We start from the raw sequence: 15,151 nt of genomic DNA, 5'->3' as shown, positions 1-15,151 counted from the left end.
CAGATCGTTCTCCACGACCCGGCCGGAAACCCGGTCGAGCTCTTCCAACCAGCCGGCAGCGCGTGACCGGCGAACGCCGCGCCGGGCTGCACAGCGTCCGGGCCGACGAGTTCGTCGCTTGCATGCGAGCGCTCAGTTCGAAACTCGTCGGCAACGGGCGTTCGCGGCCCGGGACCTCACCCGCGCAACAGGCCGGCGAGGCCGTGCGGGTACAGCGGCCGGTCCGCGCCGAAGCCGCCCAGCGGACGCCACATGACCTTCGTGCCGCGGTCGTCGAGGATCTCGCCGACCGCATCGCGTTCGTAGAGGGCAGCGTCGGCCAGGCGGCAGCCGAAGACGAACACGATCTCGTGCCCGGCGCCGCCGAAGGCCTGGAAGATGTTCTCCAGCACCCCGAGCAGGCGCACGTCGAGCAGCCCCACGCCGAGCTCCTCGCGCATCTCCCGGTGCACCGCCGCCTCGGCCGTCTCGCCGAACTCGATGCCGCCGCCCAACGGCCGGTAGAAGGTCTGGTGCTTCGTCGCGTCGTGGTACTCGAACACGAGCAGATCGTCGCCGCGGCGCGGCACGGCGAGCGCGATCGGGCGGATGGCAGGCATGCGCCGACGCTACCCGAGCCGCTCACAGTCCGTCACCGTGCTGGGCGTGTGCGACGACCCCGGTTTCATCCACGGAACCGAACGGCGCCGCTCGGTCGTCTATCAAACGGGACGGCCAAACCGGGGACAGGAGTCGGCGTGCGCACACGGTACGTAGCGGGATTACTGGGGATCGCCGTGGCGCTGGGCATGGCGATCGACCTGAGCGTGAGCGTCGACGGCGCGAACGCGCCCGAGTTCGTGCGTACCGACCACACCACCGCGGCGTGTGCGGCCCCCACGCCCGCGCCGCGCTGCCGCCGGCCGGCGTGCTCGCCCGCCGATCCGGCGGCCCAGCGGCGGTTCCGGCGGCACTGCCGCCCGGGCCGGCCGCCGCACCCGCGCGAGGCGTCGACCCCGGGCCGGCCGCCGGTCGCCGCCACGTCGACCAGCACGGGCCGCCGGTGAGGTCGCCGCTGGAGTGGTCGCTGCTGCACGGCTGGCTACCGGTCACCATCTGTCTCGCCGCGGCGGGCGGGGCGACGCTGCTGCTGCAGGCGGTGGTGCACGGGCGGGTCCGCCGCGGGCTCGCGGCGGCCGGGATCGCCGTCGCCCTCGCCGCCGGCGGAGGATGGCTCGTCGACCACGTGTGGCGGCCCTTCCCCGATCCCCTGCCGGTGACGGTGCTCGCCCGGGTCGCGTTCGGGTTGACCGGCATCGGGCTGGCCGTCGTCGCCTGGCCGCGGACCGGCCGGCGGCGGGTCGTGGCGGTGCTGGCCGCCGCCGCCACCGTGCTCGGCGCCGCCACGGCCGTCAACGCCTTCTACGGCCAGTTCAGCACCGTGCGCGCCGCCCTCGGCGTGCGCCCGGAGAACATGATCGGGATCGACGACATGGCACCGCACGGGGTCACGGCGACCGGGGCCGCCGCCGATCAGCCGCTGGCCGCGGTGTGGCACCGGCCGCCGGAACTGGCCACGAGCGGGCGGCTGCTGAACGCGGCGATCCCGGGCGAGCGGTCCGGCTTCGCCGCAAGGCCGGCCTGGGTGTACCTGCCGCCCGCCTACCTCGCCGCCGAGCGCGCCGTGCTGCCGGTGCTGATCCTGCTGTCCGGGCAGCCGGGCAGCCCGCGGGACTGGATCGACGGCGGGCGGGTCGACCGGGTCATGGACGACTTCGCCCGCGCGCACGACGGCCTCGCGCCGCTGGTCGTGATGCCCGACGCCCTCGGCTCCCTCGTCGCCAACCCGCTGTGCCTGGACTCGCGCCTGGGCAACGTCGAGACGTACCTCAGCGAGGACGTCCCGGCGTGGGTCCGCGCCCATTTCGACGTCGACCCGTCGTACCGGCACTGGGCCGTCGGCGGCTACTCCTACGGCGGCACCTGCTCGCTGCAGCTGGGGGTGCGCCGGCCCGATCGGTACCCCACGCTGCTGGACATCTCCGGCCAGCGCGAGCCCACGCTCGGCGACCGGGCCGGGACCGTCGCGGCCGCGTTCGGCGGCGACGCGGCGGCGTTCGTGCGGGTCAACCCGCTCGACATCCTGGCCGGGCAGCGCTTCGCGGGCAGCGAGGCGCTGCTCGTCTCCGGGCTGGACGACGCGGAGTACGGGCCGCAGCAGCGGCTCGTCCGGGCCGCGTGCGAGCGGGCCGGGATGACCGTGCGGTGGTGGGAGCTGCCCGGCGGGCACTCGTGGCAGGTGTGGGGCGCCGGCCTGGTCGCCGGGCTGCCGCGGCTGGCCGTCCGGATGGGCATCACCGCCGCATGATCCGCTCGCTGCTGCGCTCCGCGCCCTTCAGCACCGCGCTGCTGCTCGCGATCTGGCTGGCCGCGGCGGCCGCCGCGGGCGGGCTCGGGCACTGGACGCCGCTGTACAGCCAGGATCTGCGCGGGTACGCGGCCGCCACCCTCGCCGTCGTCGCGCTCGCGTTCCCGGTGGAGCGGCGGATCGGCACCCTGCGCGCCGTCGCCGGCTGGGCGGCGGTCGAGCTCACGGCGGTACCACTGGCGCTGTTGCTGTTGACCGCGCCATCCGGGAACGGTTGGTGGATTCCGGCGCCCGACGGGGCGCTGGTGGTCGGGCCGGTGCCCGCGACCGTCGGGCTGGCCCTCGCCGGGACCGCCGCGCTGACGCCGTTGTGGCGCCGGCGGCTGCGGCTGGTGGCCGTGGTCGCGCTGGCGATGCTGGTGCTGTACGCGGGCCGCCCCATCGACCTGGTGGTCTTCGTCGCGGGGCTCGCCGGGCTGCTCCTCGGCCGGCTGCTGCGGCCCGGCGGGGCACCGGCCGCCGGGCCGCCGACCCGCCCGGAGATCCGGGTACAGCTGGCGCTCGTGGTCGCGGCCGGCGCGGTGGGGCCGGTCGCGGCGACGCTCATCGCGCGGCCTTCCGGGCCGCTGGCGGCGCTGCGGTACGTCGTGCTCGCCCTGCCGCCCGGGCTCGCCGACGTCGATGCCGCCTGCGGGGAGCCGGAGCTGGCCGAGCAGTGCCACGCCATGGTGGCCCAGCTGCGCGACACCGGGCTGGGGCCGGCGCTGCTGTCGGTGCTGCCGGTCGTGCTGCTGCTGCTCGCCGCCGAGGGCCTGCGGCGCGGGCGGCGCTTCGCGCTGCGCCTGGCCGTGGTCACCAACCTCGTCCTGGCCGGCCTGGCCGCGCTGGCCTTCGACGTGGTACCGCAGCGGCTCGACGCGTCGGAGTTCCAGCCGCCCGAGGACCTGTCGATCGCCGCCGCCGTCCTGCAGCCGCTGCTCGTCGCCGTCCTGCTGATGTTCTTCCGCGGCCGGTTCCGGCTGGTGCCGCCACGCCGGCGCCACCGGGCGCTGTGGCTGCTCGGCGTGGGCGGCCCGGTGGTCGCCGCGGTCGCGTACCTCGCCGGCGGGTACCTGCTGCGCCGGCAGTTCGACCCGGTGCCGTCGTTCGGGGGGCTGCTGGCCGACCTGCCGCGGCGGTTCCTGCCGGTCGGCTACCTCGACCTGTTCCCGCCCGCGTTCGTGCCGCGCGAGGCCCCGGCGCGGGTGCTGCACGGCTGGATCGGTACGGCGGCGTGGCTGGCGCTGCTCACCGGGATCGCCCGGTCCTACCTCGGCGACGAGCCGGCCGCGGCCGACGGCGACGCGGCCCGGGCCCGCCGGCTGCTTGTCGAGTTCGGCGGCGACCCGCTGTCCTACATGGTCACCTGGCGCGGCAACAGCTACTGGTTCAGCGAGGACGGGCGGGCCGTGCTGGCGTACCGCGTCATCTCGTCCGTCGCCCTCACCCTCGGCGGCCCGGTCGGTGATCCCGCCGCGCACGCCGCCGCCCTGACCGAGTACAGCCGGTACTGCCTCGAGCGCGGCTGGACGCCGTGCTTCTACGGCATCACCGACCGGTGCGCCGACGGGCTGCGCGACCACGGCTGGGGCCTGCTCGAGGTGGCCCAGGAGACCATCCTGCCCCTGGCCGGGCTGGAGTTCCGGGGCCGGCGGTGGCAGGATGTGCGCACCGCGCTCAACCGGGCCGGCCGCGAGGGCATCGAGGCGCGGTGGTACCGCTTCAACCAGGCCCCGCCCGAGATCGCCGGACAGGTGCGCGACGTCTCCGACGCCTGGGTGGTGGCCAAGGGCATGCCGGAGATGGGGTTCACCCTCGGCGGCGTCGACGAGCTGTGCGACGACGAGGTGCGGTGCCTGCTCGCCGTCGACGGCGCCGGCCGGGTGCACGCCGTCACCAGTTGGCTTCCGGTGTACCGCGACGGCGGCGTCGTGGGCTGGACGCTGGACCTGATGCGCCGCCGCCCGGACTGCTTCAACGGCGTCATGGAGCTGCTGATCGCCTCCGCCGCCCTGCGCTGCCAGGCGGAGGGCGCGGAGTTCCTGAGCCTGTCCGGGGCCCCGCTCGCCCGCCGCACCGCGCCGCCCCCGGACGGGCTGGCCCCGCTGCTGCACCGGCTCGGCGGCGCGCTCGAGCCGGTCTACGGCTTCCGCTCCCTGCTGGCGTTCAAGGCGAAGTTCCAGCCGGAGCACCGGCCGCTGCTGCTGGCGTACCCGGACTCGGCCGCCCTGCCGACCATCGGCAACGCCGTGACGCGCGCCTACCTGCCGCGGGTCACCCCCGCCCAGGCCGTGCGCCTGCTCCGCCAGCTGCTGCGCCGCTGACCGACCCGGGTCAGTGTTCCGGACGTTGCCAGGTGCGGTACTTGAAGCCGCCCGGTCCGCGGCCGTCGGCGACGTTGACGTCGTCGTCGGAGGGTTGCAGCGCGTCGTCCGCCGCGACCTGCATCATCGCGGCCAGGTTGCGGGCGGCGAGCGGGGCCTGGACGGGGTGGCCGGAGGCGATCGCGGCCTCGAACGCCGTGCGGGCCCCGGCGAGGTCGCCGAGCGCGGTGAACAGGACGAACCCGAGGTTGACGGCGGCCTTCGGGGTGAACTCCGGATGCTGCTGGGCGATCGCGGTGCGGTACGCCGCCACGGCCGCGCTGTTGTCGCCGTGGCGCTGGTACAGGGTGCCGAGGTTGAACCAGGCGTTCGCGGTGTGGTCGGGGTGACCGGCGTCGATGGCGGCCCGGTACGACCGTTCGGCCGCGGCCCGGTCGTCGCGGGCGGCCGCCGCGGCGCCGGCCCGCAGCAGCGCGACGGGGTCGGGTACGTGCTCGGACATGGCGGCCTCCGTTCGTCGGGTACCGCAGCACCGTCGCGCACTCCCGCCGCCGCGGTCCAATACGGATTTGGTGGGCGTCGATAAGGCGGCCTTATCGACCGAGGCCGCGCAGACAAGCTTGCGCCGATCGACGCCGTACCTACTAGTATGTACGGCGTGGATGAGCATGAGCTGCCGCCGATCACGCGCACGGTAGTGCTGGACGAACCGCTGGCGACGCCGCAGCACACGCATCGGGTCGAGGTCCGCCGGATCGTCATCCCGCCGGACCGCGCGGCCGGGCTGCACGTGCACAACGGCCCCGTGTTCGGCAGCATCGAGACCGGCTCCGCCGTCTACCAGATCGAGGGAGAGCCGGCGGCGGTACTGCGCCCCGGCGACGTGTTCTACGAGCCGGAGGGGGCCCGGATCGCGCGCTTCGACGCCGAGCGCGAGGGCGTGACGTTCCTCGGCTACTTCCTGCTCGGCGACGGCCAGCAGGCGGCGATCGAGTTCCCCGACGCGGAGGCTTGACCTTCACACAGATGTGGAGCTTCTACGGTCGGATCATGAACATGCGCGCACTGGTACAGCGGTCCGGCCGAGGGCCGGACGACCTGGCCCTCGCCGCCGACGTGCCCCGGCGGGCCGGCCGCGTCGCCCTCGACCCGCGGCGCTAGCGGGGCGGCGGCATGTGGCTCAGCCCGGGTGGACGCGGCTCATCCACCACACCACCGCCTCGCCGCGGCCGCTCACCCCGAGCTTCAGATAGATCTGGCTGACGCTGTTGCGGACCGTCTTCTCGGCGAGGGCCAGCCGCCGCGCGATCGCCGGGTTGGCCTCGCCGGTCACGAGCAGCTTCATGATGTCCAGCTCGCGCGGCGTCAGGACCGGCCGGGCCGGCTCGACGCCGACGCCCGTCTGCAGGTGGTCGACCACGGCGGCCAGGGGGCCCGGGGAGAGCCGGCTGTGCCCGGCCGCCGTCGCCCGCACCGCGTCGAGCAGGTCGGACCGGGTGTACTGCCCGTCGACGAGGATACTGCGCACGCCCGAACGCAGGACGGTCAGCACGTCGCCCGGGCCGATCGCGGGGGTGACGGCGAGCACCGGCGGCCGGGGCCGCGGCAGCACGGCCAGGGCGGCCAGGTCCGTCACGGTGTCCGGCGTCGCCAGGACGACCAGGTTCACGCCCGCACCGTCGCCGTCGAGAAGATCGGCCGGCTGCCGCACCACCACGCTGTCCACGGCCGGGCGGATGAGCTCGCCAAGTGCGTGACCGCCGACCACCAGGGCCGTGACGACGCACGGCGCGGGGAGGTCCGCCCGCCCCGCGGCCGGGCGAACCTCCGACACCGGTTCGTGGCGCACTCGCGTCAGCTCCGGGTCCACTTCTGGTTGGCCGCCCCGAGGCAGTCCCAGATCTGTACCTTCGTGCCGTTGGCGGTGCCGTTGGCGCTGACGTCGAGGCACTTGTTCGCGCCGACCGCCGTGACGGTGCCGTCACTGCCCAGCCGGTACTGCTGGTTCGTCTGGCCGTTGCAGTCCCAGATCTCGACCGCGGTGCCGTTGGCCGTGCCGCGGCCGGTCACGTCCAGGCACTTGGCGCCGCCGTAGACCCGCAGCTCACCCGCCGCGGTCAGGGTGAACTGCTGGTTCGTTCCGCCGTGGCAGTCCCAGATCTCGGCGAGCGCCCCGTTGCTCTGCGACGCGCCGGCGATGTCGAGGCACCGGTTGGAGGCCTGGCCGCGCAGTGCGAAGGCGTCGCTCGGCGGCGTGCTCCCGACGCCGGCCGCGGCCATGACGGCGCGCGCGCCGCTCGGCCAGTTGCCGCCGGTCACCACGACCGTGCCGGAGTTGGTGTTGCCCCGGGAGCCGGTGGTGACGTTTGTGGTACTGCTGGTGGTCCAGTTGCCGGTCAGCGTCAGGTTGCCGGTGTTGTTGTTCGCCCAGGCCTGGGTGTACGCCCAGGTGCCGATGTTGTCGAGGACGTTGTTCGCGGCGGAGACGTAGCGCGAGCCCTCGTCGAAGTACATGCCGAGCCAGCCGTTGGTGTTGCGGAAGTAGTTCTGGTTGACCGTCGTGCCCGGGCTGGCCGAGAGGTTGTAGAACGCACCGCCGTCGGTCATCTGCTGCACGACGTCGTGGACGTAGTTCGCCGTGACGCGGTTGTTGGCCGCGACGGTCGGCGTCGTGTACTTCGGCTGGTAGTTGTAGAGGCCGCGATCGACGTAGTCCTGGCTGCCGCCGGGGTCGTTGGCGCCCCAGCCGTAGCCGATCGCGATGCCGGTGTACGGCAGGTTGTAGACCTCGTTGTTCGCGATCGACGATCCGGCCGTGTAGGTCATCAGCAGCCCGGCGTGGCTGCGGTAGTCGAGCGCGACGTCGTGGATGACGTTGTTGCTGACCGCGATGCCGCTGTTGGTCATCCGCGCGTCGCTGGGGTGATGGGCGTCGGCCTGGACGCCGCCGACGACGATCCCGCCCGCCGCGAGGGTGTCGAACGTGTTGCCGGTGACGGTGATGTTGCTGGCGCCGAGGCCGACGCCGGTGCCGTTGGCGTTGGCGTCGTTGCCGATGCCGAGCCCGACCTGGCCGAGGTTGGTGTACCGGTTGCCGGCGAAGGTGATGGCGGTGGCCGCCGACACCTGCACCGCGGCCGGCATCTGGCGCCAGCCGGGCCGGGTCGCCTCGAACAGCTGGCAGCCCGACTGGCACGACGTCAGCGCGTCGGCCGGCCGGTTCCAGGCGCCGTAGATGTAGGCGCCGGTCTGCTGGTCGGCGTAGCCCTGGTTACTGCTGGGCTGCAGCCAGCTGGTGTTGGCGAACTGCAGGCCGGTGAAGGTCAGGTTGTGTGCGGGCGCCGCATAGGTGCCGCCGACGCGCAGCAGCGACTCCAGGCGCGGCAGCTCGACGTCGGCGGTGGCCATGTCCTGCCCGGCGAGGGGCTTGTAGTAGAGGGTGCCGGCGGCGGTGTCGAGGTACCACTCGCCTGCGCTGTCCAGGAACTCTCGGGCGTTGGCGAGGTACAGCGGGCCGGCCCGGAAGGGCTTGCTGAGCGTGTCGTAACCCCACGTGTTGTTGTTCCACGCGGGCTGCTGCATCGTGAGCGTGTTGTTGGCGATCGTCTGTACCGGCACGTAGCGGTCGGTGAACGAGTCGACGGACTCGACCTCGACGCGGCTCTTGTTGGCGAGGTTGTTGAGGTACGACAGCGCGCCGTTGGTGAAGCTGAGCCCCGTCGCCGAGGCGGTGAAGTCGCCGCGGTTGACCTGGGTGCGCGCGCGTGTGGCGAGGCGGCCGTCGACGTACAGCTGCCGGGTGTCGAAACCGGTGCCGACGGCGGCCCGCCAGATGTTCTGCCCGGAGTCCGCCACCGTCCAGCCGGTCACCTTCTGCCCGCCGGAGACGATCGGTTTGGCGCCCGCCGCGGCCTGCCACAACACCGTGTGGCCGTTGGTGCCGGAGTCCGCGCCGGTGAAGGTGAGCGGCGCGCCGAGGGTGTAGGTGCCGCCGGTGAGCTGCACGACGATGTCGCCGGTCATCGACGGCGCGCTCGCCCGGACGGCGGCCTGGGCCTGGGTGAGCGAGCACGGCTGCGCGGACGAGCACGAGGTGCCCGAGCCGCTCGGCGACACGACGAGCGTGGTCATGACGGCGGCCGCGGCCGGGGGCGCGAGTGCGGCGAGGGTCGCGGCCGCCACGAGACCGGCGGCCGCCGCGCTCACGGCGGTGGCGAGTCGATGGTGGTTTCGCAACATGGGCACGGCGGTGCTCCTTCGCAAGGGGCGGGGTCCAGTGGCGGTTGGCCCGTGCCGCGGTTCGTGGCGGTCGACGGCGTTGGGCGCCAACGCCTGCGCGGTCCGCGACGCCCGGGAGACCTCACGCTAGGGCGTCATACGTCATACGTCAATATTTCAAGCCGCCTTTCAAGTATTGGTTTCCAGCATTCCATCAACGCAAAAGTGTTATGCACATGGAGGTCCTGGAGTCGCGTTTTGAAATGCGCGTCAACCGTTCCCGTTATGAATCCGTTATGCACAATTCAGCCGCGATCCCGGTAAGTTCGCGGCCGTAACAAACCCCACTCCCGACCATTACCGAAAGGAGGCGTCGAAGTTGTCGAAGACACTCCGGCTCCTGGCTGCCACCGCTCTGGCCGCCGTGCTGGCCACGACGTCGGCCTGCAGTGACACCCGCAAGGACGACACCACCGGTGGCGGTGACAGCGGTCCCGCGCTGGTCGGTATCGCCATGCCGACCCGCAGCCTGGAGCGCTGGAACAACGACGGCGCCCACCTCGAGGACCTGTTGAAGAAGGCTGGGTACAAGACCTCGCTGCAGTACGCGGACAACAAGGTCGACCAGCAGATCACCCAGCTCCAGAACATGATCAACGACAAGGCGAAGATCCTGGTCATCGCGTCGATCGACGGGACGGCCCTGGCCCCGGTGCTGCAGCAGGCCGCGGACAAGAAGGTCAAGGTCATCGCGTACGACCGGCTGATCAACTCCAGCCCGAACGTGGACTACTACGCGACGTTCGACAACTACAAGGTCGGGCAGCTGCAGGGCCAGTTCATCGTGTCCAAGCTCGGCCTGGACGCGGGCAAGGGCCCGTTCAACCTCGAGCCGTTCGCGGGCTCCTCCGACGACAACAACGCCAAGTTCTTCTTCGCCGGCGCCTGGGACGTGCTCAAGCAGTACGTCGACAGCGGCAAGCTCGTCATCCCGTCGGGGAAGAAGCTGGCCAGCAACGACGACTGGAAGACGGTCTCGATCAACGGCTGGAAGACCGAGACGGCCCAGGCCGAGATGGACAACCGGCTGAACTCGTTCTACACCGGCGGCAAGAAGGTCGACGTCGTGCTGTCGCCGAACGACTCCCTGGCCCTGGGTATCGCGCAGTCGCTGGACTCCCACGGGTACAAGCCCGGCGGTGACTGGCCGCTGCTCACCGGGCAGGACGCCGACCTGGCCAACACCAAGAACATCCTGGCCGGCAAGCAGTCCATGACGGTCTGGAAGGACACCCGCACCCTCGGCGACCAGGTCGCGAAGATGGTCGACGCGATCAACAAGGGCACCGCGGTGGAGACCAACGACACCAAGACGTACAACAACGGCGTCAAGGTCGTGCCCTCCTACCTCCTCCCACCGGTCGTGGTCACCAAGGACGACGTGAAGTCGAAGCTGGTCGACTCCGGCTTCTTCAAGGCCTCCGACCTGGGCCTGTAACACCATTCGCCGGCTCCCGTCCGTCCGCGCGACGGACCGGAGCCGGCGATGGTTTTTGTGTTATGCGCGCCGGCCCGCCATGGTCGCACCGGACGCTTCTTGACGCGGTGCTCGATCGTCGAGCACAGTCGACGTCCACGGTGGGACGACGACCGGCCCGGGCGCCGTCGTTCGGGCTTTGTGAGTGCGATGTGAGAGTGGGAACGACCAGCGCGGCCGATCCGAGCCTCGTGGAGGCCGCCCGGGCGGGCGACCGGCGCGCCCTGGACGAACTCGTGGCCGTCAGCCTGCCCGTGGTGTACACCATCGTCCACCGGGCCATGGGCGAGCATGCCGACGCCGACGACGTCGTGCAGGACACCATGCTGCGGATGGTGCGGCAGCTGCCGTCGCTGCACAGCGCGCAGCGCTACCGGGCCTGGCTGGCCGCGATCGCGGTACACCAGGTGAGCACCCACCTGCAGCACCGCAAGGTTGCCGACCGGCGCTGCGCCCCGTTGGCCGACGCCGAGACCGTCGAGGACCCGGCCGCGCCGTTCGAGGAGCTGACGGCCCTGCGGATGATGCTCGCGCAACAGCGCCGCCTGGCGCAGCGGGCGGCCCGCTGGCTCGACCCGCAGGACCGGGCGCTGCTGTCGCTGTGGTGGCTGGAGGTCAGTGGCGAGCTGACCCGCGGCGAGCTGGCCGACGCCCTGCACGTCAGCATCGCGCACGCCGGCGTGCGCGTCCAGCGCCTGCGCCGGCAGCTCGACCTGAGCCGGGAGATCGTGGCCGCGCTGGAGGCCGAGCCACGCTGTGCCCGGCTCGACGCCGCGGTGACCGGGTGGGACGGCACGCCGGACCCACTCTGGCGCAAGCGCATCGCGCGCCACACCCGCTCGTGCGCCGTCTGCGGCCGTGCCGCGTCCGGCCTGATCGCCCCGGAACGGCTGCTCGCCGGGCTGGCACTCCTGCCGGTGCCGGTCGGGTTCGCGGCCGCCCTGCTGGGCAAGACGGCGCTCGGCGCCGTGAGCGGGACGGCCGCCGCCGCGAACGCGGCCATCGCGGCACCCGCCACGGCCGGCGCCACGGCCGCGACCGGGGCGCTCGGCAAGCTGCTGCAGACGTTGCTGGCGCATCCGGTGGCCGTGGCGGTCGCTGGGGCCGTGACGGCCGGCGCCGTGGTCACGGTGGCGATCCTGCCCTCGCCGGACCCGCCGTCGGCCGGCCTGGCCGCCGCGCTGGCCTCGGCCTCCGCGGCCCGCGCGAGCACCGGCTCGGCCCTGGCCCCGTCGCCGGCAACGCCGCCACGCACGAGCGCCGCCGCCCCGTCGGCCGCGCGCACGCAGCCGCTCACGCCCGGCCGGTCCGTGTCCGTGGAGTCGGCCGACGCGCCGGGCCGGTTCGTCACGGCCGTCGACGGCCTGGGCGTCCTCGCCCCGCTCGGGTCGGCCAGCGCCGAAGCCCCGCGGCGGCAGGCCACCTTCGCCGTGGTCGCCGGCCTTGCCGACCCCGGCTGCCTCTCGTTCCGCGGCGCCGATGGCGGATATCTGCGTCATGCGTCCTGGCGCCTGCGGCTCAACCAGGACCAGGGAACGCCACTGTTCCGCGGTGATGCGACCTTCTGCCCGCGTCCGGGCGCGGTCCGCGACTCGATCCTGCTGGAGTCCTCCAACTACCCGGGCTGGTTCCTGCACCGCCGGGGCGAGGAACTCTGGGTGGACCAGTCGGACCACAGCGGGTCCTTCCTCGCCGAAAGCTCCTTCTGGACCCGCGCCCCGCTCCGCCCGTGAGACCGCCCGTCCGGCGTTGACGTAAGACATCATACGAGTTACCTTTCGAGCGCGGTGCGCCTGGGCGCCGTGGACAACGAAGGTGGGCAGCATGTCGATGCAAGCAGTCGTCTACCGCGCCGCGCGCCGCGTCGAGGTCGAGGACCGAACCGCCGCGGAACCCGGGCCCGGCGAGGTGCGCATCGCCGTCGCCTTCACCGGCATCTGCGGCACGGACCTGCACATCTTCCACGGCGACATGGACGCCCGGGTCGGCACCGGGGCCGTGCTGGGCCACGAGATGTCGGGGCGGATCGACGCCATCGGGCCCGGCGTGACCGGCTGGTCGATCGGGCAGCCGGTCACCGTGATGCCGACCCTCTCCTGTGGACACTGCCCGGCCTGCCGGCGGGGCAACGCGCACATCTGCCACAACCTGAAGTTCCTCGGCATCGACTCCCCCGGCGCCATGCAGTCGCTGTGGAACGTGCCGGCCGATCTCGTGCTGGCCCTTCCCGACGAGCTGCCGCTGGACCACGCGGCGCTCGTCGAGCCCGTCTCGGTGGCCGTGCACGACGTCCGGCGGGCCGGTGTGTCCTCCGGCGACCACGTCGTGGTGGTCGGCGGCGGGCCGATCGGCACGCTCATCGCGATCGTCGCGCAACGCGAGGGGGCCCGCGTCGTCCTGGTCGAGCCTGACCCGTTCCGCCGCTCGGTCGCGGCCGAGCTCGGCATCGAGGCCCTCGACCCGGCGGCCGTCGACGTCATCGCGGCGACCGACGAGCACACCGCCGGCGCCGGGGCCGACATCGCCTTCGAGGTCTCCGGATCGTCCGGCGGCGTCGAGACCGCGGTCCAGGTCCTCGCCACCCGCGGACGGCTCGTCATGGTGGCCATCCATCCGCAGCCCCGGGCGGTGAGCCTGCACCGGGTCTTCTGGCGCGAGCTGGAGCTGTTCGGCGCGCGCCTCTACGAGCGGCGGGACGTGACCGCGGCCATCGAGCTCGTCGCCACGGGCGCCGTGCCCGCCGACCGCCTCATCTCACGCATCGAGCCGGTCGCGGCCGTCGACGCCGCCTTTGCCGCGCTCGAGTCGGGCGGCCGCGTCATGAAGGTCCTCATCGACTGGCGGGAGCTGGGCCGGTGACCGCCCTGTTCGACCTCTCCGGGCGCCTCGCCGTCGTCACCGGGGCCCGGCGCGGCATCGGCCTGGCCATCGCGGAGGCGCTCGCCGTGGCCGGGGCCGACATCATCGGCGTCTCCGCCCAGCTCGAACCGGCCGGAAGCGAGGTCGAGCGGCGTGTGCGCGCCACGGGTCGCGGCTTCACCGCGCTCCGCGCGGACTTCGCGGATCGGGCCGCCGTACACCGGCTCGCCGACGAGCTCAACGCGCTCGGCCCGATCGACATCCTGGTCAACAACGCCGGAACCATCGCCCGGATGCCGGCGGCCGAGCACCCCGACGAGCTGTGGGACCGTGTCCTGGAGGTCAACCTCAGCAGCCAGTTCGTCCTCAGTCGCGCCGTCGGCCGCGAGATGGTCCGGCGCGGCCACGGAAAGATCATCTTCACCGCGTCGCTGCTGAGCTTCCAGGGTGGCATCAACGTCCCCGGCTACACTGCCGCCAAGTCCGCGGTCGCCGGGCTCACCAAGGCGCTCGCCAACGAGTGGGCGGCCCACGGCGTGAACGTCAACGCGATCGCGCCGGGCTATGTCGCCACCGACAACACGCAGGCACTGCGCGACGACGAGGCCCGCAGCCGAGCCATCCTGGAGCGGATCCCGGCCGGCCGCTGGGGCCGCCCCGACGACCTGGCCGGCGCCGCGGTGTTCCTCGCCGCCCCGGCCTCGGACTACGTCAACGGCATCGTGCTGCCGGTCGACGGCGGCTGGCTGGGTCGATGACGGCGATCGCCGGGCCGGCCCGGCCGCTCCCCCGCCGGCCGGCGGTGCGCCTGACCGGGCTGGGCTTCGGGGCCGCCCAGGGCGGCAACCTGTACCACGCGACGAGCGACGAGACGTTCCACGCCGCCGTGCAGGCCGCCTGGGACAACGGGATCCGCTACTTCGACACCGCGCCGCACTACGGCCTCGGGCTGTCCGAACGCCGGCTGGGCGCCGCGCTGCGCACCCGGCCCCGCGACTCCTATGTGCTCTCCACGAAGGTCGGACGGCTGCTGGTGCCGTCACCGCAGACCGCGCACCGGCGCGACCCGGAGGGCTTCGACGTCCCGGCCGACCAGCGCCGGGAGTGGGACTTCAGCCGCGACGGCGTCCGCCGCTCACTGGAGGCGAGCCTGCAACGGACCGGTCTGGACCGCATCGACATCGTGTACCTGCACGACCCCGACGAGCACTGGGAGCAAGCGGCGAAGCAGGCCGTACCCGCCCTGACGGAACTGCGTGACCAGGGCGTCATCGGAGCCGTCGGGGCCGGCATGAACCAGTCCGCGCTGCTCACCCGGTTCGTCCGGGAGACCGACATCGACCTGGTCATGTGCGCCGGCCGGTACACGCTGCTGGAACAGGGCGCCACGGACGATCTCCTGCCGGCCGCGTCCGACGCCGGGGTCGGCGTCGTCATCGCCGGCGTCTACAACTCCGGGCTGCTCGCGCTGGACCAGCCGCCGGCCGACGCCATGTACGACTACGCGCCGGCCCCGGCGGAGCTCATCGACCGCGCGCGGCGCATCGCCGCGGTCTGCGAGGCCCACGGTGTGCACCTGCCCGCGGCCGCGCTCGCCTTCGTCCGGACCCATCCGGCGGTCGTGTCGACCGTCGTGGGCCTGCGCACGCCGGTCGAGGTGGGCGAGACGCGGCAACGGGCGGCCGCCGCCGTGCCGGACGCCTTGTGGACGGCGCTGCGGGCCGCCGGGCTCCTGCGGTCGCCGGACGACCGCGGTTAGTCGAGCGCATCCGACTACGGTCATTGGTAATACGTCCGATGTCCCCCGGCCGGGCGTAGACTGCTGGC

General features: G+C 73.1%; 13 protein-coding genes. 9 read left to right on the top strand and 4 right to left on the bottom strand.

What is annotated here, in order from left to right; all coding sequences use genetic code 11:
* Positions 1 to 176: 176 nt before the first annotated feature.
* Positions 177 to 599, bottom strand: a complete 423-nt coding sequence (locus ACPPVO_RS25590; RefSeq protein WP_360390616.1) for an NUDIX hydrolase — start codon at positions 597 to 599, stop codon at positions 177 to 179.
* Positions 600 to 737: 138 nt separating this feature from the next.
* Here ACPPVO_RS25590 and ACPPVO_RS25585 point away from each other — a divergent pair, with 138 nt between their 5' ends.
* The 3 genes from ACPPVO_RS25585 to ACPPVO_RS25575 are packed head-to-tail and all read left to right on the top strand — an operon-like array spanning position 738 to position 4,710.
* Positions 738 to 1,046 (top strand): hypothetical protein, encoded by a 309-nt coding sequence (locus ACPPVO_RS25585; protein ID WP_426513682.1) that lies wholly within the window; start codon positions 738 to 740, stop codon positions 1,044 to 1,046.
* Positions 1,043 to 2,347 carry an alpha/beta hydrolase gene (locus ACPPVO_RS25580; protein WP_426513681.1) on the top strand — a complete coding sequence of 435 codons (1,305 nt, stop codon included), beginning with the start codon at positions 1,043 to 1,045 and terminating at the stop codon, positions 2,345 to 2,347. Before ACPPVO_RS25585 ends, ACPPVO_RS25580 begins: the two co-directional genes overlap by 4 nt.
* Positions 2,344 to 4,710: a bifunctional lysylphosphatidylglycerol flippase/synthetase MprF gene (locus ACPPVO_RS25575; RefSeq protein WP_426513680.1), complete on the top strand. Its 2,367-nt coding sequence runs from the start codon at positions 2,344 to 2,346 to the stop codon at positions 4,708 to 4,710. The genes ACPPVO_RS25580 and ACPPVO_RS25575 overlap by 4 nt, the downstream gene beginning before the upstream one ends.
* Positions 4,711 to 4,720: 10 nt before the next feature.
* On the opposite strand, the gene ACPPVO_RS25570 is transcribed toward ACPPVO_RS25575, so the two are convergent.
* Positions 4,721 to 5,212 (bottom strand): tetratricopeptide repeat protein, encoded by a 492-nt coding sequence (locus tag ACPPVO_RS25570; RefSeq protein ID WP_426513679.1) that lies wholly within the window; start codon positions 5,210 to 5,212, stop codon positions 4,721 to 4,723.
* A 156-nt stretch (positions 5,213 to 5,368) separates the two neighbouring features.
* Between ACPPVO_RS25570 and ACPPVO_RS25565 the strand changes: the two genes are divergently transcribed.
* The gene (locus tag ACPPVO_RS25565) at positions 5,369 to 5,725 is read left to right on the top strand and encodes a hypothetical protein (protein WP_426513678.1); all 357 of its coding nucleotides are present in this window, start codon (positions 5,369 to 5,371) and stop codon (positions 5,723 to 5,725) included.
* A 165-nt stretch (positions 5,726 to 5,890) separates the two neighbouring features.
* Here the strand turns inward: ACPPVO_RS25565 and ACPPVO_RS25560 are convergent, their stop codons facing one another.
* Both ACPPVO_RS25560 and ACPPVO_RS25555 read right to left on the bottom strand, forming a co-directional pair.
* On the bottom strand, positions 5,891 to 6,559 hold the full coding sequence (locus ACPPVO_RS25560; protein WP_426513677.1) for a response regulator transcription factor: 669 nt from the start codon (positions 6,557 to 6,559) through the stop codon (positions 5,891 to 5,893).
* 5 nt (positions 6,560 to 6,564) lie between these two features.
* Positions 6,565 to 8,949 carry a ricin-type beta-trefoil lectin domain protein gene (locus tag ACPPVO_RS25555; RefSeq protein WP_426514694.1) on the bottom strand — a complete coding sequence of 795 codons (2,385 nt, stop codon included), beginning with the start codon at positions 8,947 to 8,949 and terminating at the stop codon, positions 6,565 to 6,567.
* 358 nt (positions 8,950 to 9,307) lie between these two features.
* On the opposite strand from ACPPVO_RS25555, the gene chvE reads away from it, so the two are divergent.
* The 5 genes from chvE to ACPPVO_RS25530 all read left to right on the top strand — a co-directional run bounded on the left by chvE (position 9,308) and on the right by ACPPVO_RS25530 (position 15,083).
* Positions 9,308 to 10,426 carry a multiple monosaccharide ABC transporter substrate-binding protein gene (gene chvE, locus ACPPVO_RS25550; RefSeq protein WP_426513676.1) on the top strand — a complete coding sequence of 373 codons (1,119 nt, stop codon included), beginning with the start codon at positions 9,308 to 9,310 and terminating at the stop codon, positions 10,424 to 10,426.
* Between the two features lie 197 nt (positions 10,427 to 10,623).
* Complete coding sequence (locus tag ACPPVO_RS25545; protein ID WP_426513675.1) at positions 10,624 to 12,198, top strand: sigma-70 family RNA polymerase sigma factor; 1,575 nt, start codon at positions 10,624 to 10,626, stop codon at positions 12,196 to 12,198.
* 91 nt (positions 12,199 to 12,289) lie between these two features.
* A complete protein-coding gene (locus ACPPVO_RS25540) occupies positions 12,290 to 13,324 on the top strand; it encodes a zinc-dependent alcohol dehydrogenase (RefSeq protein WP_426513674.1) in 1,035 nt (344 codons plus the stop codon).
* Positions 13,321 to 14,082 (top strand): 2-dehydro-3-deoxy-D-gluconate 5-dehydrogenase KduD, encoded by a 762-nt coding sequence (gene kduD, locus ACPPVO_RS25535; RefSeq protein ID WP_426513673.1) that lies wholly within the window; start codon positions 13,321 to 13,323, stop codon positions 14,080 to 14,082. Before ACPPVO_RS25540 ends, kduD begins: the two co-directional genes overlap by 4 nt.
* On the top strand, positions 14,079 to 15,083 hold the full coding sequence (locus tag ACPPVO_RS25530) for an aldo/keto reductase (RefSeq protein ID WP_426513672.1): 1,005 nt from the start codon (positions 14,079 to 14,081) through the stop codon (positions 15,081 to 15,083). Before kduD ends, ACPPVO_RS25530 begins: the two co-directional genes overlap by 4 nt.
* The last annotated feature ends 68 nt before the right edge of the window (positions 15,084 to 15,151 follow it).

The sequence above is a fragment of the Dactylosporangium sp. McL0621 genome, assembly GCF_049995355.1.
GTDB lineage: Bacteria > Actinomycetota > Actinomycetes > Mycobacteriales > Micromonosporaceae > Dactylosporangium.
Note: the sequence above shows the minus strand (reverse complement) of the source record. Positions and strands in the feature narration are given on the sequence as shown.

Bases quoted from the DNA above. Each gene is read 5' to 3' on its own strand.
- ACPPVO_RS25590 (WP_360390616.1), bottom strand. From the start codon at position 599: ATGCCTGCCATCCGCCCGATCGCGCTCGCCGTGCCGCGCCGCGGCGAC.
- ACPPVO_RS25575 (WP_426513680.1), top strand. From the start codon at position 2,344: ATGATCCGCTCGCTGCTGCGCTCCGCGCCCTTCAGCACCGCGCTGCTG.
- ACPPVO_RS25570 (WP_426513679.1), bottom strand. From the start codon at position 5,212: ATGTCCGAGCACGTACCCGACCCCGTCGCGCTGCTGCGGGCCGGCGCC.
- ACPPVO_RS25555 (WP_426514694.1), bottom strand. From the start codon at position 8,949: ATGTTGCGAAACCACCATCGACTCGCCACCGCCGTGAGCGCGGCGGCC.
- ACPPVO_RS25540 (WP_426513674.1), top strand. From the start codon at position 12,290: ATGTCGATGCAAGCAGTCGTCTACCGCGCCGCGCGCCGCGTCGAGGTC.
- ACPPVO_RS25530 (WP_426513672.1), top strand. From the start codon at position 14,079: ATGACGGCGATCGCCGGGCCGGCCCGGCCGCTCCCCCGCCGGCCGGCG.